This is a genomic window from Pseudomonas sp. PDNC002, from assembly GCF_016919445.1.
In the GTDB taxonomy this organism is placed as follows: domain Bacteria; phylum Pseudomonadota; class Gammaproteobacteria; order Pseudomonadales; family Pseudomonadaceae; genus Pseudomonas.
Window position 1 is genome coordinate 3,502,284 of the sequence record NZ_CP070356.1, and the last position, 18,349, is coordinate 3,520,632.

Below are 18,349 nucleotides of genomic sequence, written 5' to 3' on the forward strand. Positions count from 1 at the left end.
GGCAGCAGCCCATGGACCTGAACTACAACAACGAACAACAGGCCTTCCGCGAGGAAGCGCGCGCCTGGCTGGCGGCCAACGTGCCGAAGAACCCCTTGCCCTCGTACGACACCGAGGAAGGCTTCCGCCTGCACCGCGAGTGGGAAGCGCGCCTGCACGACGGCCACTGGGGCATGGTGACCTGGCCGCAGGAGTACGGCGGCCGCGGTTGCGACCTGATCCAGTGGCTGATTTTCGAGGAAGAGTATTACCGCGCCGGCGCTCCCGGCCGGGTCAACCAGAACGGCATCTTCCTGCTCGGCCCGACGCTGATGGAATTCGGCACCGACGAGCAGAAGGCCCGCTTCCTGCCGCGCATGGCGCGCGGGCAGGACGTCTGGGCCCAGGGCTGGTCCGAGCCGGGCGCGGGCTCCGACATGGCGGCGATCCGTTCGCGGGCCGAGCGCGTGGGCGACCACTACGTGATCAACGGCCAGAAGACCTGGTCGACCCGCGCGGTGTGGGCCGACTGGCTGTTCGGCATGTTCCGCACCGACCCGGCCTCCAGCCGCCACCACGGGCTGACCTTCATCCTGGTACCGCTGGATTCGCCCGGCATCACCGTGCGCCCGATCGCCCAGCTCGATGGCCTGCCGGGCTTCGCGGAAATCTTCTTCGATGACGTCAAGGTGCCGGTGGAGAACGTACTCGGCGGCGAAGGGCAGGGCTGGCACGTGGCGATGTCCACCGCCGGCTTCGAGCGCGGGCTGATGCTGCGCTCCCCGGCGCGCTTCCAGGAAACCGCGCGGCGCCTGCTGCAGCTGTACCTGGACAACCGTGAGGCGGCCGACCGCGACCCGGCCATCGGCGAGGCGGTGATGCGTGCCTGGCTCGACGCCGAGGCCTACACCCTGAGTACCTACATGACCGCCTCGCGCCTGCAGCAGGGCGGCCGCATCGGCCCGGAATCCTCGACCAACAAGATCTTCTGGTCGGAGCTGGACCAGCGCATGCACGACACCGCGCTGAGCATCCTCGGCGCCCGCGCCGAACTGCTGCCCGGCGAGCCGCTGGCCGGTGAGGTCGGGCGCTGGCTGGACGGTTTCCTGTTCTCCCTGGCCGGCCCGATCTACGCCGGCACCAACGAAATCCAGCGCAACATCATCGCCGAACGCATGCTCGGCATGCCGCGCGCCTGAGGAGCCGGGACATGGACTTCACTTTCAACGACGACCAGCTGAGCTTCCACGACAGCGTGCGCGCCTTCCTCACCAACCAGGTGACCCCGGAGCGCCAGCGCGAACTCTGGGGCAGCGAGACCGGGCGCAGCGACGAACTCTGGGCGCAACTCGCCGAACTCGGCCTGACCGCCCTGAACCTGCCCGAAGCCTATGGTGGCCTGGGCCTGGACGAGACCGACTGGGTGCTGCCGGCGCAGGAATGCGGCTATGCCGCGCTGGCCGAACCACTGCTCGACAGCGTGCTGGTGGGCGCGCCGTTGCTGGCCGCGCTCGGTGACGAGCACGAGGCGCTGAAGGCCGATTGGCTAGGGCGTGTCGCCGCCGGCCAGGCGCGGCTTGCGGTCGGCCATCCGGACAACTTGCTGGTAGCCGACGCCCACGTCGCCGATCTGTTGTTGCTCGGTCACCACGACGAAATCCACGCCGTCCCACGCGAGGCCGTGCAGCTGACCCGCAGTCTGGCGCTCGACCCGGCACGCCGCCTGTTCAGCGTCGCCTGGACGCCCAGCGCCGAGACTCGCGTGGCCACTGGCGAACAGGCCCGCAGCTTGTGGGCGGCGGCCTTCGAGCGCGGGGCGTTGGCGTGTGCCGCGCAGCAGCTGGGTCTGGCCCGGCGCATGGTCGACCTGGCGGTGGACTACAGCTTCGAGCGCAAGCAGTTCGGCAAACCCATCGGCAGCTTCCAGGCGGTCAAGCACCTGATGGCCGATGTGGCGGTGCTCATCGAGTTCGCCAAGGCGCCGCTGTACCGCGCTGCGCAGTCCCTCGCCGAGAGTCACCCGCAGGCCGCACTGCACGTTTCCCAGGCACGCCTGGCGTGCTCGGAAGCCGCGCAGTTGGCGGCGAAGAATGCCATCCAGGTGCACGGCGCCATGGGCTACACCTGGGAAGTCGACCTGCAGCTCTACATGAAGCGCGCCTGGGCCCTGGACAAGGTCTGGGGCGACCGCAGCCTGCACAAGGCGCGGTTGTGCCAGGCACTGTTCGGCGGGGCGATCAGCGCCGGCGCCGGTCATACCTTCGCGGTCTGAGGAGATCGAAATGGCAGAAGCCTACATAGTCGACGCCCTGCGCACGCCCACCGGCAAGCGCAAGGGCGGCCTGGCGCAGATCCATGCCGCCGACCTGGGCGCCCACGTGCTGCGCGAGCTGGTGCAGCGCAACGGCATCCCCGACGCGGACTACGACGACGTCATCTTCGGCTGCGTCGATACCATCGGCCCACTGGCCGGCGACATCGCCCGCACCTGCTGGCTGGCCGCCGGCCTGGACCAGGGCGTGCCCGGCACCACGGTGGACCGCCAGTGCGGCTCCTCGCAGCAGGCCGTGCACTTCGCCGCGCAGGCGGTGATGAGCGGCACCCAGGACGTGGTGATCGCCGGCGGCGTGCAGACCATGACGCAGATTCCGATTTCTTCGGCCATGACCGCCGCCGAGCCGCTGGGCTTCAGCGATCCCTTCAGCGGCTCGGAAGGCTGGGTCAGGCGCTATGGCGCCACGCCGCCGAGCCAGTTCCTTTCGGCTCAGATGATTGCGGAGAAGTGGCATATCAGCCGGGAGGCGCTGGAAGCCTATTCGCTGGAGTCCCATCGCCGCGCCTTGCGCGCCATCGAGGCGGGGCGCTTCGCCCGCGAGATCGTCCCGCTGGCCGGTGTTCAACATGACGAGACGCCGAGGCAGACCAGTTTGGCGAAGATGGCCGAACTGGAAATCCTGTTCGGTTGCGACCGCGTCACGGCAGGTGTTTCCAGCCAGACCTGCGACGCCGCCAGCGCGCTGCTGATCGTCTCGGAGCGTGCGCTCAAACGCTACAACCTGACGCCGCGTGCGCGCATCCACCACCTCAGCGTGCGCGCGGACAACCCGGTGTGGATGCTCACCGCGCCCATCCCGGCCACTGAATACGCCCTGAAGAAGGCCGGCATGCGCCTGGACGATATCGACCGGGTGGAGATCAACGAAGCCTTCGCCTCGGTGGTCATGGCCTGGCTGCAGGAAACCGGCTACCCCCACGAGCGCACCAACGTCAATGGCGGCGCCATCGCCCTCGGCCACCCGCTGGGCGCCACCGGCGCGCGGCTGATGACCACGCTGCTGCATGAGCTGGAGCGCACTGGCGGCCGCTACGGCCTGCAGACCATGTGTGAAGGCGGCGGGCAGGCCAACGTGACCATCATCGAGAGACTGTGATGGGGCTGCTGCGCTAGGCCATGCGGCGTTGGAATGCGGGTCGTGAATGCTCATTGGCTGCAGCCAACTCCGCTTCCCGCCCCGCATTCCGCCTTGCCTGGCCGTCGCTCGCTACGCCCCGAAGATTTGCTCTGCGCGTACTAGCGCAACCCCTTGGAGATCCCCATGTCCATCTGCAAAGACCGCGTCGTCATCATCACCGGCGCAGGCGGTGGCCTTGGCCGCGCCTACGCCCTGGCCCTGGCGGCCGAGGGCGCGAAAGTGGTGGTCAACGACATCAACCGCGAAGCCGTGACCGGCGTTGTCGCGCTGATCCGTGACCAGGGCGGCCAGGCCATCGGCGACTGCCACGACATCACCGACTACCACGAGGCCGGCGAGATCGTCCGCGCCGCCATCGCCGCCTTCGGTGACCTGCATGCGGTGGTCAACAATGCCGGCATCTGCCGCGACCGCATGTTCGCCAGCCTCACCGAGGCCGACTGGGACGCGGTGATGAACGTGCACCTCAAGGGTCACTTCTGCATCGCCAGCCACGCCGTGCAGCACTGGCGCGACCAGGCCAAGGCCGGCGCGACGGTGCGCGCGCGGATCATCAATACCAGCTCCGGTGCCGGGTTGCAGGGTTCCATCGGCCAGTCCAACTACTCGGCGGCCAAGGGCGGCATTGCTTCCCTTACGCTGGTGCAGGCCGCCGAACTGACGCGCTACGGCATCACCGCCAACGCCCTGGCTCCGGCCGCACGAACAGGCATGACCGAGCAGGTGTTCGCTAGCGTGATGAAGAAGCCGGAAGAGGGCTTCGACCACTTCGCACCGGAGAACGTCGCGCCGCTGGTGGCCTGGCTGGTCAGCGAGGAGTCACAGCACGTTACTGGTCGCCTGTTCGAAGTGGAGGGCGGCAAGCTGTCCCTCGGCGATGGCTGGCGCCGGGGGCCGGAACGCGACAAGGGCGAGCGCTGGTTACCGCGGGAAATCGGCGGGGTGGTCAGCGAACTGATCGAGCGCGCCGTGCCCGCCCAGAAGGTGTATGGCACCTGATGATCCGCCACGCTCTGAGGGCGCAACTGTCTTCTTCCAGGTAAATCCGTGTGTGTACTTCCCCCTCACCCCAACCCTGGCTGCGCGCCCCGCTCCTGAGGGAGAGGGGGCAGATCGTGCCGGCTGACGCCATGAATTCTTCCTGCACCGAACGGCCCCTCTCCCGCTTGCGGGAGAGGGGGAAGATCGTGCCGGCTGACGCCATGAATTCTTCCTGCACCGAACGGCTCCTCTCCCGTTTGCGGGAGAGGAGGCAGATCGTGCCGGCTGACGCCATGAATTCTTCCTGCACCGAACGGCCCCTCTCCCGCTTGCGGGAGAGGGGGCAGATCGTGCCGGCTAACGCCATGAATTCTTCCTGCACCGAACGGTCTTCTCTCCGGCTTGCGGGAGAGGGGGAAGATCGTGTCGGCTGACGCCATGAATTCTTCCCGCACCGAACGGCCCCCTCTCCCGCTTGCGGGAGAGGGGGAAGATCGTGCCGGCTGACGCCATGAATTCTTCCTGCACCGAACGGTCCTCTCTCCGGCTTGCGGGAGAGGGGGAGGATCGTGTCGGCTGACGCCATGAATTCTTCCCGCACCGAACGGTCCCCTCTCCCGCTTGCGGGAGAGGGGGAGGATCGTGTCGGCTGACGCCATGAATTCTTCCTGCACCGAACGGTCCTCTCTCCGGCTTGCGGGAGAGGGGGAGGATCGTGTCGGCTGACGCCATGAATTCTTCCTGCACCGAACGGTCCCCTCTCCCGCTTGCGGGAGAGGGCTAGGGTGAGGGGCTCTTGAGTTTCCAGGCAAGGCGGGGCTCCCTAGCCCATGCCTGCGATTCACGCACATGGTGCGAATCGCGAGCAGTCTTCCTCTCGTCTTCCCCCACGTCCATTCGGACGATTCCCGCCCGAGCATCTCCCGCCAGACTGCGCCCATCCGACACCACAGGGCCGCTTTCCATGGAATTCGCCTTCACCGACGAGCAGCTGATGATCCGCGACAGCGCGGAGAGCTTTCTCGCCGATGCTTCACCTACCAGCGCCGTGCGCGTGGCCATGGCCGCGGGCGGGCACGACGCCATGCTCTGGCAGCGGATTCGCGATGAACTCGGCTGGCAGGCGTTGCTGGTGCCCGAGGCCCACGGCGGCCTGGGGCTGGGCTTCGTCGAGCTGGCGATCGTCCAGGAGCAGTTGGGCCGTCGCCTGGCGTCGCTGCCGTTCCTCGCCAGTGCCATCGCCATCTGCGCCCTGCGCCTGCTGGGTGACGAGGCGCAACAGGCGCGATGGTTGCCGGCATTGGCCGAGGGCAGCCTGAGCGCAACCCTGACGCTGGGCGCCGAAGGTGCGCCGGACGTCGGCGCGGTTCAGATCCAGGCGCGCAAGGAGGGCGAGGGTTTCGTGCTGGATGGCCGCCTGCGCCCGGTGCTAGATGGCCACAGTGCCGACCTGCTGCTGATCCCCGCGCGGCTGGCCGGCAGCCGGGGTGAAGAGGGCATCTGCCTGTTCGCCGTTCCTGCGATCAGCACCGGCTTGCAGCGTCGTGCCTTGCCAACGCTGGACCAGACCCGCCCGCTCGCCGAAATCGAATTGGACAATCTCTATCTCCCCGCCGACGCATTGCTCGGCGTAGCCGGCAGCGCCTGGCCGAAACTGCAAACCGTCCTGCAACTGGCCGCTATCGCCCTGGCCGCCGAGCAGGTCGGCGGCGCCCAGCAGGCGCTCGACCTCACCGTCGCCTACACCCGTGAACGCCAGCAGTTCGGCCGCCCGGTGGGCAGTTTCCAGGCGCTCAAGCACCGCATGGCGGACATGATGGTGAAGGTCGAATGCGCACGCTCTGCGCTCTACTACGCCGCGTGCGTGGCCCAGGACACGCTGGACGCTGAGGGCGATTCGGCCCTCGCCGCCGAGCTGCCGCTGGCCGCTGCCGTGGCCAAGTCCCAAGCTTCGGAAGCCTTCTTCCACTGCGCCGCCGAGTCGATCCAGCTGCATGGCGGGGTCGGCTTCACCTGGGAGTACGACCCGCACCTGTACTTCAAGCGCGCCCGCGCCGGCGAGAGCCTGTTTGGCAAACCCGCCTGGCACCGCGAGCGCATCGCTGCAGCGATCCTGGAGGAACGCCCATGAAGATCGGATTCGACGCCGCCGACGAAGCCTTTCGCGGCGAATTCGCCCAGTGGCTGGCGGACAACCTGCGCGGCGAGTTCGAGCCGCTGCGCTTCCGCGGTGGCCCCGGTGACGAGCACAGCTTCCCGGTGGAACGCAAGGCCTGGGAGCGCAAGCTCGCCGAGGGTGGCTGGACCTGCGTGGGCTGGGCCAGGGAGCACGGCGGGCGCGGCCTGTCGATCAACCAGCAGGTGATCTTCCACGAGGAATACGCCCGCGCCGGCGGCCCCGGTCGCATGGGCCACATCGGCGAAGGGCTGGCCGGGCCGACCATCGCCGCCTTCGGCAATGACGAGCAGAAACGCCGGCTGCTGCCGGGCATCGTCAGCGGCCGGGAGTTCTGGTGCCAGGGCTATTCCGAGCCGGGCGCCGGCTCCGACCTTGCGGCGGTCAAGACTCGCGCCACTTTCGACGCCGAGCGTGGCGTGTGGCGGATCAACGGGCAGAAGGTCTGGACCTCGCTGGCCCACGAATCCGACTGGTGCTTCGTCATCGCCCGCAGCGAGGCGGGTAGCGTCGGCCATCACGGCCTTTGCTTCCTGTTGGTGCCGATGAATCAGCCGGGCATCAGCGTGCGGCCGATCGAGCAGCTCACCGGCACGTCGGAATTCAACGAGGTGTTCTTCGATGACGCCGAGACCGCCGCCGAGAACCTGCTGGGCGCGCCGGGGGATGGCTGGAAGATCGCCATGGCATTGCTGGGCTTCGAGCGTGGTGTCTCCACCCTCGGCCAGCAGATGCAGTTCCACAACGAGCTGGACGAGATCATCCGTATTGCCCGCGCCAATGGCGCCGCCCGCGACCCGCTGCTGCGTCAGCGCCTGGCCGAGGCTTGGGGCGGGCTCAAGGTGCTGCGCTACAACTCGCTACGCATGCTCTCCGGCACACAGGACGGCGGCCTGCGGCCCGAGGCGCTGATCTACAAGCTGTGCTGGTCCGAGTGGCACGCGCGGTTGGGCAAGCTGGCCATGGACGTGCTCGGCGCCGAGGCGGAAATCCTCGACGGCTCGCCGTACCAGCTCAGCCGTTTGCAGGGCCTGTCCCTGTTCAGCCGCTCCGACACCATCTACGGCGGCAGCAACGAGATCCAGCGCAACCTCATCGCCGAGCGTGCGCTCGGCCTGCCCAGAGAACCCAAGGTGCCTCGCTAGGAGATCGCACTCATGCTCAAACCCGAATACGTATCCGGCCGCGGCCTGCTGCGCGGCAAGTCGGTGCTGATCACCGCGGCCGCCGGCGCCGGCATCGGCTTTTCCGCCGCCCTGCGCGCCGCCGAGGAAGGCTGCCGCGCGCTGATGATCAGCGACATCCATGAAGGCCGGCTGAACGAGGCGGTGGAGCGCATCCGCCAGGCCTGCGGGCTGCAGGCGGTGTACGGGCAGGTCTGCAATGTCACCAGCGAGGAGCAGGTGCGCGCCCTGGTGGCGGCCGCCGAGGAACGCCTGGGCGGTGTCGACGTGCTGATCAACAACGCAGGACTGGGCGGCTCGCGCACGCTGGTGGAAATGACCGACGAGGAGTGGCACCGCGTCCTCGACGTCACCCTCACCGGCACCATGCGCATGACCCGCGCCATGCTGCCGTACATGATGGAGCGCCGCGCCGGCGCCATCGTCAACAACGCCTCGGTGCTCGGCTGGCGCGCGCAGAAAGAGCAGAGTCACTACGCCGCGGCCAAGGCCGGGGTGATGGCGCTGACCCGTTGTGCCGCGCTGGAGGCGGCGGAGCACGGCGTGCGCATCAACGCCGTGAGCCCGAGCATCGCCCTGCACGATTTCCTGCGCAAATCCGCCCCCCAGGAACTGCTGGAGAAACTGGCTTCCACCGAGGCGTTCGGCCGCGCCGCCGAGGTCTGGGAAATCGCCAACGTGATGATGTTCCTGGCCAGCGACTACAGCTCCTACATGACCGGCGAAGTGCTGTCGGTCTCCAGCCAGAGGGCCTGACATGGCGCGTGTCTTCGAGCATCCGGAAGAGCTCCTGGCCTGTATCGGCGAAGTGCTTGGCGAGAGTGACTGGCTCACCGTCGACCAGTCGCGCATCGACCAGTTCGCGCAGGCCACCGGCGACCACCAGTGGATCCATGTCGACCCCGTGCGCGCGGCCAGCGGTCCCTATGGCACCTGCATCGCCCACGGCTACCTGACGCTGTCGCTGGTCAACCTGTTCCTGCCGCAGATCGTCGAGGTGCGCGGTATCGCCATGGGAGTCAACTACGGCTGCGACCGCGTGCGCTTCCCCAGCGTGGTCAAGGCCGGCGCCCGCGTGCGTGGCCGCGCCGAGCTGGTTGCCGCCGAGGCGCTGAAGGGCGCGGTACAGGCCACGGTGCGCGTCAGCGTCGAGATCGAGGGCGAACAGCGCCCCGGCTGCGTGGTGGACACCATCAGCCGTTACTGCCCCGCTTAACGAGCTCTTCGTCGTGCGTAGGGCGAATAACCTGGAACAGGTTATCCGCCGGCTGCGGTGTGGCGGATAACGCTGGCGCGTTATTCGCCCTACGAAAGCCGCCGCCCGCGCCCAGGGTTCCCTTACAAAAACCTGAGGATTCGCAATGAGAGAAGCCGTCATCGTCTCCACCGCCCGCACCGCCATCGGGAAGGCCTTCCGTGGCGTCTTCAACGACACCGAGGCGCCTGCCATGGGTGGCGCAGTGGTGGCCGAAGTGGTGCGCCGCGCCGGTGCCGAGCCGGGCGAGGTGGAGGACGTCATCATCGGCGCCGCCGCGCAGCAGGGCACCCAGGCCTACAACCTCGGCCGCCTCTGCGCCATCGCCGGCGGCTTGCCGTCGAGCGTGGCCGGCATGGCCGTGGAGCGCCAGTGCGCATCGGGCCTGATGAGCATCGCCATCGCCGCCAAGTCCATCGTCTGCAACGAGCTGGACATCGCCGTGGCCGGCGGCCTGGAGTCCATTTCCCTGGTGCAGAACAAGCACAAGAACGCCTACCGCAACCAGTCGCAGGCCGTGCTTGCCCACGACCCGGCGGCCTACATCCCGATGATCGAGACCGCCGAGATCGTCGCCGCACGCTACGGCATCAGCCGCGAAGCCCAGGATGCGTATTCACTGCGCAGCCAGCAGCGCACGGCGGCAGCGCAGCGCGATGGCCTGTTCGCCGACGAAATCCTGCCCCTGAACGCGCAGCGCCTGGTGGTGGACAAGGCCAGTGGCGAAAGCCGTCACGAAACCGTGCTGATCGACCGTGACGAATGCAACCGTGTCGACACCACGCTTGCCAGCCTCGCCGCCCTGGAACCGGTGTGGCAGGGCGGCCAGTGGAGCGAAGCGGGGCGGTTCATCACCGCCGGCAACGCATCCCAACTCTCCGACGGCGCCTCGGCATCGCTGCTGATGGAAGCGCGCGAGGCAGAGCGCCGCGGGCTGCAACCGCTGGGCATCTACCGGGGCCTGGCGGTGGCCGGCTGCAATGCCGACGAGATGGGTATCGGGCCGGTCTTCGCGATCCCGAAACTGCTCCAGCGCCACGGCCTGAAGATGGACGACATCGGCCTGTGGGAGCTCAACGAAGCCTTCGCCTGCCAGGTGCTGTTCTGCCAGGACAAGCTGGGCATTCCCGATGAGCGCCTGAACGTCAACGGTGGCGCCATTGCCATCGGCCATCCGTTTGGCATGTCCGGCGCGCGCATGGCTGGCCACGCGCTGCTGGAAGGGCGTCGTCGCGGGGTGCGTTATGTGGTGGTGAGCATGTGCATCGGCGGCGGCATGGGCGCGGCCGCGCTGTTCGAGGTGGCCTGATGGACGCCCAGCTGATCCGCCGGCGCATGGCGCGTTACGTGGAACTGGTGGATGCCGGCGATATCGACGGCATCCTTGCGCTCTATGCCGACGACGCGGTGGTCGAGGACCCGGTGGGCGCCGAGCCTCAGGTGGGGATCGAGGCCATCGCTCGCTTCTACCGCGACGGTCTCGGCCGCGCCGAAGCCAGCGCCCAGCTCACCGGGCCGGTGCGGGTCACCGGCAACGGTTGCGGCGCCATGCCTTTCCGCGTCGACCTGAACTGGAACGGCGCGCCGTGCAGCCTGCATGTGATCGACGTGATGGAGTTCGACGAGCACGGCCTTATTCGCAGCATGAAAGCGTATTGGGGGGATCTCAACCTGGAGCAGCGGCCGGAGTAGGGGCAGCGTCTGGGCTGGGCTGTAACCCGTAGGAGCGGACTCTGTCCGCGATGGCATCCGGCGCGATGGGAGTCGATCGCGGACGGCGTCCGCTCCTGCCTGATCGGTCCATGCTACGGTCAGCCCTCACCCTAACCCTGGCTGCGCGCCCCGCTCAGAGGGAGAGGGGCCGTACGGTGCAGGATGACACTCCAGCGTCAACCGGCACGATCAGCTCCCTCTCCCTGGGGAGAGGGCTGGGGTGAGGGGAAAGCATCGGCACGGGCTTCCCGGGAAAGGCTGTTGCTCCTACGCACAGCTCATCTCACGGAGCAGACGCGTAATCCGCGTTCTGGGTCTTGCCGGTTTCGTAGAAGGCTTTCAGGTTCAGCGCGATCTTCGCCACGGTCCGCCGCAGTGCGCCGGCCAGCAGCCATTCACCCAGACGCCCGCCGCTCAGGTCGCCGTCCAGGCTCAGGACCAGTCGGGTGCGCGCGTCTCCCTCGGGGAGCAGCGCGTAGCGGAAGCTGGCCTCGCGGAACGGGAAGGGCGGTCCCAGCTCGGCGCGGTGCAGGCGCAGCACCAGGCCCCGGCCTTCGTTCCATTCGACCACGCTTTCATCGAGGAAGCCGCGCTTCATATGCACCCGCCGGCTGGCGCCGAGGCCTTCGCGCGGGCCGGGGTGGAAGTCGCAGCCGGTCAGGCCGGGCACATAGTGCGGCGCCAGGCTCAGGTCGCGCAGGCGCGTCCAGGCGGCGTCGTGGGGCAGGTCGAGAATCAGTTCGTGTCGGGCACTGAGCATGGCGTCATCCCTGGGCCGCTTCGAGGAAGGCGGGGCGCTCGCCGCCGCCGTGCAGGGCAATCTCGGCGCCGCTGACATAGGCCGCCAGCGGTGAAGCAAGATACAGGCAGGCATCGCCGATATCCCCCGGCTCGGCCAGGCGTCCCAGCGGTACGGTGCTGGCCACGCGTTGCAGGCCGGCTTCGTCACCGTAATGCAGGTGGCTCTGCTCGGTGCGGATCAACCCGCCGATCACCGCATTGACCCGCACCTTCGGCGCCCATTCCACCGCCAGCGAGCGGCCCAGGTTGAGCAGCCCGGCCTTGGCCGCGCCATAGGCGGCGGTGCCGGGAGAAGGGCGGGTGGCGCTGACGCTGCAGATGTTGATGATGCTGCCGCCGCTGGCTTGCTGCTGCATGCGCTGGTTGGCCAGTTGGCAGAGGTTCAGCGGCGCCAGCAGGTTGAGCCGGACGATGGCCTCGGAGAAGCGGGGCGAAGCGTCGGCGGCATCGGCGTAAGGTGCGCCGCCGGCATTGTTGACCAGCACATCCAGGCGGCCATGGCGTTCATCGATGGCCGCCATCAGGGCCTGCAACTGATCGAAGTCGCGCACATCGCAGGGGATGAACCAGGCTTCGCGTCCGTCGTGATTCGGTAGCTGTTCGGGGGCCTCGCGACCGCAGATCACCACCTCGGCGCCCTGTTCCAGGAAGCATTGGCTGATGCCCCGGCCCGCACCCTTGCCGCCGCCGGTGACCAGCACCACCTGGCCGCTGAAATCCAAAGCTCTCGTCATGTCCGTTCCTCTGTGGGGAAGGCTTGCAGCCTAGGCGCGGCGGCCTCGCGCGCCCACGTCCGAAGGGACTAGGGCGGCGCCTGCGTTCGAGCATGGTGTTGGCGGTAGGCGAGGTGTATCGGCGTGCAACCGCGAACGGTTGTACGCCCTACGCCAGGGTCGAGCGCTGGCGCGTGGCTGGCCTTCGGCCCCTCACCCCAGCCCTCTCCCGGAGGGAGAGGGGACTGACATGGCATCAGGCGGAACACCGAACCTCCCGGCAACATCGTACGGCCCTGGGGTGAGGGGGAATCGCACGCACGGGCTTCCCGGCAGGCATCAGAGCGCAGAGTGGTTCTTGCCCACGAGATCCCCCGTAGTCCTCTCGGACGATGTGGCCCAGGCCGAGGCGCCGAAATAATCCCGGCACATTCCCCCTGGAGCGACGCCATGGCTGCCTTGCCGCAAGGACACTTCGTCACCCTCAACGACGGACTCCGACTGCATTACCTGGACAGCGGCAACGGCGACGCCGTGCTGTTCATCCACGGCAGCGGGCCCGGCGCCAGCGGCCACAGCAACTTCAAGCAGAACTACCCGGAATTCGTCGTGGCCGGCCATCGCGTGCTGGTGCCGGACCTGCCGGGCTACGGCGCCAGCGACAAGCCGGAAACCGACTACACCCTGGATTTCTTCGTCGATGCCCTGTTCGGCCTGCTCGACGCGCTGGACATCCCGCGCTGCACCCTGGTGGGCAACTCCCTGGGCGGTGCCATCGCCATCCGCATGGCCTTGCTGCAGCCGCAGCGCATCGCCCGCTTGGTGCTGATGGCGCCCGGCGGCCTGATGGAGAAGGAGCAGTACTACCTGCAGATGGAAGGCATCCAGAAGATGGGTGCGGCCTTTGCCAATGGCGAACTGAACGATGCCGCCGGCATGCGTCGCCTGCTCTCGCTGCAGCTCTTCGATGCCGCGCAGATCAGCGATGAAACGGTGAACGAGCGCGTTGCCGTGGTGAAGCAGCAGCCGCGCTGCGTGCTGACCCGCATGCAGGTGCCGAACCTGTCGGCGCAATTGGCCGAGCTGAGCTGCCCGATCCTCGGTTTCTGGGGCATGAACGACAAGTTCTGCCCGGCCAGCGGCGCGCAGACGCTGATGGAGGCCTGCCGCAATATCCGCTTCGTGCTGCTCAGCGAGTGCGGGCACTGGGTGATGGTCGAGCACCGCGCGCTGTTCAACCGCGAAGTGCTGGACTTCCTCCAGGAGGACGCGGCATGAGCGAGGTTCTCCAGCGGCAGCACGCCGACGAGCTCTATGCCGCCCTGGTCGAGGGACGCACCCTGGCGCCACTGACCGAGCGCTGGGCCGACATCGGCATCGAGGACGCCTACCGCATCTCCCAGCACATGCTGCAACGGCGACTGGCCGACGGCGACGAACTGGTGGGCAAGAAGATCGGCGTCACCTCCGAGGCCGTGCAGCGCATGCTCGACGTGCACCAGCCGGACTTCGGATTCATCACCCGCAAGATGTGGTTCGCCAATGGCGCCGACATCTCGCTGTCCGAAAACCGCCTGATCCAGCCGCGCGCCGAGGGCGAGATCGCCTTCCGTCTCAAGCGCGACCTCAAGGGCCCAGGCGTCACCGAGGCCGATGTGCTGGCAGCCACCGAATGCGTGATGGCCTGCTTCGAGATCGTCGATTCGCGCATCCACGACTGGAAGATCCGCATCCAGGACACCGTGGCCGACAACGCCTCCTGCGGCGTGTTCGTCCTCGGTGAGGTGGAGCGCGACCCGCGCGAGCTCGACTTGCCCAACCTGCGCATGCGTGTGCGCAAGAACGGCATGCAGATCAGCGAGGGCCTGGGCTCGGCGGTGCAGGGCAACCCGCTCACCGCCGTCGCCTGGCTGGCCAACACCCTGGGCGCCTTCGGCATCCCCTTCAAGGCCGGGGAAATCATCCTCTCCGGCTCGCTGGTGCCGCTGGAACCGGCGCGCGCCGGTGACCGCTTCGAACTGGACATCGACGGCCTGGGCGGCGCCCAGGTGTCCTTCCGTGCATAGGAGTCATCCATGAGCAAGAAACTACGGGCCGCGATCATCGGCCCCGGCAACATCGGCACCGACCTGCTGATGAAGATGCGCCGATCCGAGTGGATCGAACCGGTGTGGATGGTCGGCGTCGACCCGTCTTCGGATGGCCTGGCGCGTGCCCGCGAGTTCGGCCTGAAGACCACCTCCGAGGGCGTCGACGGCCTGCTGCCGCACGTGCTGGACGACGACATCCGCATCGCCTTCGATGCCACCTCCGCCTACGTGCATGCCGAGAACAGCCGCAAGCTCAATGCGCTGGGCGTGATCATGGTCGACCTGACCCCGGCCGCCATCGGCCCGTTCTGCGTGCCGCCGGTGAACCTCGCCGAGCACGCCGGCAACCTGGCGATGAACGTCAATATGGTCACCTGCGGCGGCCAGGCCACGATTCCCATGGTGGCGGCGGTATCGCGGGTGCAGCCGGTGGACTATGCCGAGATCGTCGCCACCGTTTCGTCCCGTTCAGTGGGGCCGGGCACGCGCAAGAACATCGACGAATTCACCCGCACCACCTCCGGCGCGATCGAACAGGTCGGCGGGGCGAAACAGGGCAAGGCGATCATCGTCATCAACCCCGCCGAGCCGCCGCTGATGATGCGCGACACCATCCATTGCCTGACCGCCGGCACGCCGGACCAGGCGGCAATCCGCAGCTCGGTACACGAGATGATCCGCGAGGTGCAGCGCTACGTGCCGGGCTACAAGCTGATCAACGGCCCGGTGTTCGAGGGCAACCGCGTCTCGGTGTACCTGGAGGTGGAAGGCCTGGGCGACTACCTGCCCAAGTCCGCCGGCAACCTCGACATCATGACCGCCGCCGGCCTGCGCACCGCCGAGATGTTCGCCGAACAAGCCCACCAGGGCGCCCTGCAACTGCCGGCCCGCTGAGGAGAATCACCATGAACCTGCAAGGTAAGAAGGTCCGCCTGCACGACATGAGCCTGCGTGATGGCATGCACGCCAAGCGCCACCAGATCAGCCTGGAGCAGATGGTTTCCGTAGCCACGGGCCTGGACGAAGCCGGCGTGCCGCTGATCGAGATCACCCATGGCGATGGCCTGGGCGGCGCCTCGGTGAACTACGGCTTCCCGGCCCACACCGACCGCGAATACTTCGAGGCGGTGATTCCCAAGCTCAAGCAGGCCAAGGTCTCGGCGCTGCTGCTGCCGGGCATCGGCACCGTCGAGCACCTGAAGATGGCCCACGGCTGCGGCGTGTCCACCATCCGCGTGGCGACCCATTGCACCGAGGCGGACGTCTCCGAGCAGCACATCGGCATGTCCCGCGAGATGGGGCTGGATACCGTGGGCTTCCTGATGATGGCCCACATGGTCAATGCCGAGCAGCTGCTGGAACAGGCGCGGCTGATGGAGAGCTTCGGCGCCAACTGCATCTACTGCACCGATTCGGCCGGCTACATGCTGCCCGCCGAGGTCAGCGAGAAGATCGGCCTGCTGCGCGCCGAGCTGAAGCCGCAGACCGAGGTCGGCTTCCATGGTCACCACAACCTGGGCATGGCCATCGCCAACTCCCTGGCCGCCATCGAGGCGGGCGCTGCGCGTATCGACGGCTCGGTCGCAGGCCTGGGCGCGGGTGCCGGCAACACGCCGCTGGAAGTCTTCGTCGCGGTGCTCAAGCGCATGGGCGTGGATTGTGGCGTGGACCTGTACGGCATCATGGATGTCGCCGAGGACCGCGTGGTGCCGATGATGGACCAGCCGATCCGCCTCGACCGCGACGCGCTGACCCTGGGTTACGCCGGCGTATACAGCTCTTTCCTGCTGTTCGCCAAGCGTGCCGAGGCGCGTTACGCGATCTCCGCCCGTGACCTGTTGGTGGAGCTGGGACGGCGTGGCACCGTGGGAGGCCAGGAGGACATGATCGAGGACCTCGCGCTGACCATGGCGGCCAAGGCCGGGCTACTGCCGACCTGAGTCGAGTCGCGCCGGCTGCCTTGCGGGCAGTCGGCGCAGTGCTCAGTCGGGTAGGCCCGCCTTGCGGAAGCCTTCGACGAAGTGCTTGCGCACTGCCGCGTCACGCAAGGGTTCAGTCTCCACCCAATGGCGGATGGTGAAGTTCGGATTGCCCACCAGGAAGAGTTCGGTTTCCGCGCGGGCCTCGTCCAGCCGGCCGAGTTGCGCGAGGCTGGCGGCGAGGAAGCGCCGCGAGCTGCTGCGGTAGGTTTCGTCGCGGCGCAGGGTCTGGATGGCGCCCTGGTAATCGCACGCGGCGTACTGCGCCTGGCCGAGGGTCAGGTAGTACCAGCCGGCGGGGAAGGGGTTGAGGCGAAAGGCCCGGCGGATGTGCTCCAGGCCTTCGTCGACACGCCCGGCCAGCACCGTGACGTCGGACAGCGCGGTCCAGGCGTCGGCATCGTTCGGGTCCAGCCTGATTGCGTGCTGGAACTGCGCGTCGGCTTCCGCGTACTGGCGCTCGTAGGTCAGCAGGTAGGCCAGGCTCCAGCGGCAGCCGGCATCGTTGGGGTCGATGGCCACCGCCTCGCGCGCCTGTGCCAGGGCGGTTTCGCGTTCGAGCGGGGTCGGGCCGCCGCTGTGTATCCAGCCCATCCAGTGGTTCATCGCCAGCCAGCGCCGCGCCTCGACGTACTGCGGATCGAGGGCTATGGCGCGGCTCAGCATCAGGTGCGCTTCCTGCGCGGCCAGTGGCGAATCGTCCATCAATTGACGGGCGCGCACGCACAGCTCATAGGCTTCCAGGTTTCTCGGCCGGTTGCGCGGCAGCGGTGTGCGCAGGTGGCCGAGCAGCGCCTGGACGATCTGCCCGGTGACCTGGTCCTGCAGGTCGAAGAGGTCTTCCACGCGGCCCTCGAAGCGCTCGGCCCAGACATGCTCGCCGGTGCTGGCGTCCACCAGCTGGGCGTTGATGCGCACCCGCGCGTCGGCTCGTCGCGCGCTGCCTTCGAGCAGGTAGCGCACGCCCAGCTCGCGGGCGATCTCGCGCACGTCCATGGCCTTGCCCTTGTAGGCGAAGGCTGAGGTGCGGGCGATGACGAACAGCCCGCCGACGCGGGACAGCTCGGTGGTGAGGTCTTCGCTCAGGCCGTCGGCGAAGATGGCCTGCTGCGGGTCGTCGCTGAGGTTGACGAAGGGCAGCACGGCTATCGAGGGTTCTTCGGGCAGGGCTGGGGGCGTGCGCGGAGCATCGGCCAGGTGCTGCACGGCGCCGCTGAAACGGTAGCCGACACGGGGCACGGTGGTGATCCATGGGCTGCCATCCGGCGCCTCGCCGAGCACCTTGCGCAGTTGGGCGATCTGCACCGTGAGGTTGCCTTCCTCGACCACCAGGCCGGGCCAGGTAGCGTCCATCAGCTCGGCCTTGCTGCGAATCTCGCCCGGCCGCTCCAGCAATGTCTGCAGCAGGTTCAATGCGCGAAAACCGATGGCGACGGGCCGATCGTCACGCTTCAGAAGGCCGGCGGGGCCATCGAGCACGAAGGGGCCGAAAGCCAGACGCGATTGCTGCATGACACCCCCTTTGCAAGTTTTTGGAAGTGTTTGGCGCCGCTTGAGGACGGCACAGCGGGCGACCGCCATGCTCGGCCCCATGGGGTACGAGTCGAACGGAGGTTGCCATGAACGATACTCCCCGCGTGCTGCTGTCGGAAGCTTCGCCCTGGCCGGTCAGCCTGCGCGCCTTGTTGGAGCTGCCTGCCCTCTGGCAAGCGCGAGCCCGGGTGCGTCGCCAGCTCGCCGTCATGGCCAGGGCCAATCCGCACCTGATCGCGGACATCGGCCTGACGCGGCGCCAGGTGGCACTGGAGATCGCCAAACCGTTCTGGCGGGCGTGAGGGCTGAAGCAGTTTTCCTGAACGATGGTGCAAGTTTTTTCCTACAAGTTAGTGGCAGTCTGCTACCCTCGCGGCCAAACGATCACCACTGCGCCAGGTTGTCGCACGCGCGGCGGGGCCAAGCCTTGCCGTTCGAGCACCGGTTCCGGGCCGCGTGGTGCATCGGCCAT

Annotated in this window: 18 protein-coding genes; 15 read left to right on the forward strand and 3 right to left on the reverse strand. The window is 67.8% G+C overall.

From position 1 onward, the window contains the following. Positions 1 to 11: 11 nt before the first annotated feature. The 10 genes from JVX91_RS16150 to JVX91_RS16195 all read left to right on the forward strand — a co-directional run bounded on the left by JVX91_RS16150 (position 12) and on the right by JVX91_RS16195 (position 10,740). Complete coding sequence (locus JVX91_RS16150; RefSeq protein WP_205335207.1) at positions 12 to 1,178, forward strand: acyl-CoA dehydrogenase; 1,167 nt, start codon at positions 12 to 14, stop codon at positions 1,176 to 1,178. 11 nt (positions 1,179 to 1,189) lie between these two features. Continuing rightward, positions 1,190 to 2,251: an acyl-CoA dehydrogenase family protein gene (locus JVX91_RS16155; protein ID WP_205335208.1), complete on the forward strand. Its 1,062-nt coding sequence runs from the start codon at positions 1,190 to 1,192 to the stop codon at positions 2,249 to 2,251. 10 nt (positions 2,252 to 2,261) lie between these two features. Then, positions 2,262 to 3,410, forward strand: a complete 1,149-nt coding sequence (locus tag JVX91_RS16160) for an acetyl-CoA C-acetyltransferase (RefSeq protein ID WP_205335209.1) — start codon at positions 2,262 to 2,264, stop codon at positions 3,408 to 3,410. Between the two features lie 165 nt (positions 3,411 to 3,575). Next, positions 3,576 to 4,451 (forward strand): SDR family oxidoreductase, encoded by an 876-nt coding sequence (locus JVX91_RS16165; RefSeq protein ID WP_205335210.1) that lies wholly within the window; start codon positions 3,576 to 3,578, stop codon positions 4,449 to 4,451. 946 nt (positions 4,452 to 5,397) lie between these two features. Next, positions 5,398 to 6,564: an acyl-CoA dehydrogenase family protein gene (locus JVX91_RS16170; RefSeq protein ID WP_205335211.1), complete on the forward strand. Its 1,167-nt coding sequence runs from the start codon at positions 5,398 to 5,400 to the stop codon at positions 6,562 to 6,564. Next, a complete protein-coding gene (locus tag JVX91_RS16175) occupies positions 6,561 to 7,754 on the forward strand; it encodes an acyl-CoA dehydrogenase family protein (protein ID WP_205335212.1) in 1,194 nt (397 codons plus the stop codon). The genes JVX91_RS16170 and JVX91_RS16175 overlap by 4 nt, the downstream gene beginning before the upstream one ends. A gap of 12 nt (positions 7,755 to 7,766) precedes the next feature. Continuing rightward, the gene (locus JVX91_RS16180; RefSeq protein ID WP_205335213.1) at positions 7,767 to 8,549 is read left to right on the forward strand and encodes an SDR family oxidoreductase; all 783 of its coding nucleotides are present in this window, start codon (positions 7,767 to 7,769) and stop codon (positions 8,547 to 8,549) included. Position 8,550: 1 nt separating this feature from the next. After that, on the forward strand, positions 8,551 to 9,009 hold the full coding sequence (locus JVX91_RS16185; protein WP_205335214.1) for a MaoC family dehydratase: 459 nt from the start codon (positions 8,551 to 8,553) through the stop codon (positions 9,007 to 9,009). Between the two features lie 145 nt (positions 9,010 to 9,154). Beyond that, complete coding sequence (locus JVX91_RS16190; RefSeq protein WP_205335215.1) at positions 9,155 to 10,357, forward strand: acetyl-CoA C-acyltransferase; 1,203 nt, start codon at positions 9,155 to 9,157, stop codon at positions 10,355 to 10,357. Further along, positions 10,357 to 10,740, forward strand: coding sequence for a nuclear transport factor 2 family protein (locus tag JVX91_RS16195; RefSeq protein ID WP_240201602.1), 384 nt, complete (start codon positions 10,357 to 10,359; stop codon positions 10,738 to 10,740). Before JVX91_RS16190 ends, JVX91_RS16195 begins: the two co-directional genes overlap by 1 nt. Before the next feature lie 304 nt (positions 10,741 to 11,044). Here JVX91_RS16195 and JVX91_RS16200 read toward each other — a convergent pair whose 3' ends face one another. Both JVX91_RS16200 and JVX91_RS16205 read right to left on the reverse strand, forming a co-directional pair. Continuing rightward, the gene (locus tag JVX91_RS16200) at positions 11,045 to 11,521 is read right to left on the reverse strand and encodes an SRPBCC family protein (RefSeq protein ID WP_205335216.1); all 477 of its coding nucleotides are present in this window, start codon (positions 11,519 to 11,521) and stop codon (positions 11,045 to 11,047) included. Positions 11,522 to 11,525: 4 nt separating this feature from the next. Beyond that, a complete protein-coding gene (locus JVX91_RS16205) occupies positions 11,526 to 12,296 on the reverse strand; it encodes an SDR family oxidoreductase (protein WP_205335217.1) in 771 nt (256 codons plus the stop codon). Positions 12,297 to 12,725: 429 nt separating this feature from the next. On the opposite strand from JVX91_RS16205, the gene JVX91_RS16210 reads away from it, so the two are divergent. Genes JVX91_RS16210 through dmpG form a run of 4 tightly spaced genes read left to right on the forward strand, consistent with a single transcriptional unit; the run spans position 12,726 to position 16,305 of the window. Continuing rightward, the gene (locus JVX91_RS16210; protein ID WP_205335218.1) at positions 12,726 to 13,553 is read left to right on the forward strand and encodes an alpha/beta fold hydrolase; all 828 of its coding nucleotides are present in this window, start codon (positions 12,726 to 12,728) and stop codon (positions 13,551 to 13,553) included. After that, positions 13,550 to 14,341: a fumarylacetoacetate hydrolase family protein gene (locus JVX91_RS16215; RefSeq protein WP_205335219.1), complete on the forward strand. Its 792-nt coding sequence runs from the start codon at positions 13,550 to 13,552 to the stop codon at positions 14,339 to 14,341. Before JVX91_RS16210 ends, JVX91_RS16215 begins: the two co-directional genes overlap by 4 nt. A 9-nt stretch (positions 14,342 to 14,350) precedes the next feature. After that, positions 14,351 to 15,259, forward strand: coding sequence for an acetaldehyde dehydrogenase (acetylating) (locus JVX91_RS16220; RefSeq protein ID WP_205335220.1), 909 nt, complete (start codon positions 14,351 to 14,353; stop codon positions 15,257 to 15,259). Between the two features lie 11 nt (positions 15,260 to 15,270). Further along, entirely contained in the window at positions 15,271 to 16,305 is a 1,035-nt protein-coding gene (gene dmpG / locus JVX91_RS16225; protein ID WP_205335221.1) for a 4-hydroxy-2-oxovalerate aldolase, read from the forward strand. Between the two features lie 42 nt (positions 16,306 to 16,347). On the opposite strand, the gene JVX91_RS16230 is transcribed toward dmpG, so the two are convergent. Then, complete coding sequence (locus JVX91_RS16230; protein WP_205335222.1) at positions 16,348 to 17,856, reverse strand: winged helix-turn-helix domain-containing tetratricopeptide repeat protein; 1,509 nt, start codon at positions 17,854 to 17,856, stop codon at positions 16,348 to 16,350. Between the two features lie 107 nt (positions 17,857 to 17,963). On the opposite strand from JVX91_RS16230, the gene JVX91_RS16235 reads away from it, so the two are divergent. Then, positions 17,964 to 18,179 carry a hypothetical protein gene (locus tag JVX91_RS16235; protein WP_205335223.1) on the forward strand — a complete coding sequence of 72 codons (216 nt, stop codon included), beginning with the start codon at positions 17,964 to 17,966 and terminating at the stop codon, positions 18,177 to 18,179. Positions 18,180 to 18,349: the final 170 nt, after the last annotated feature.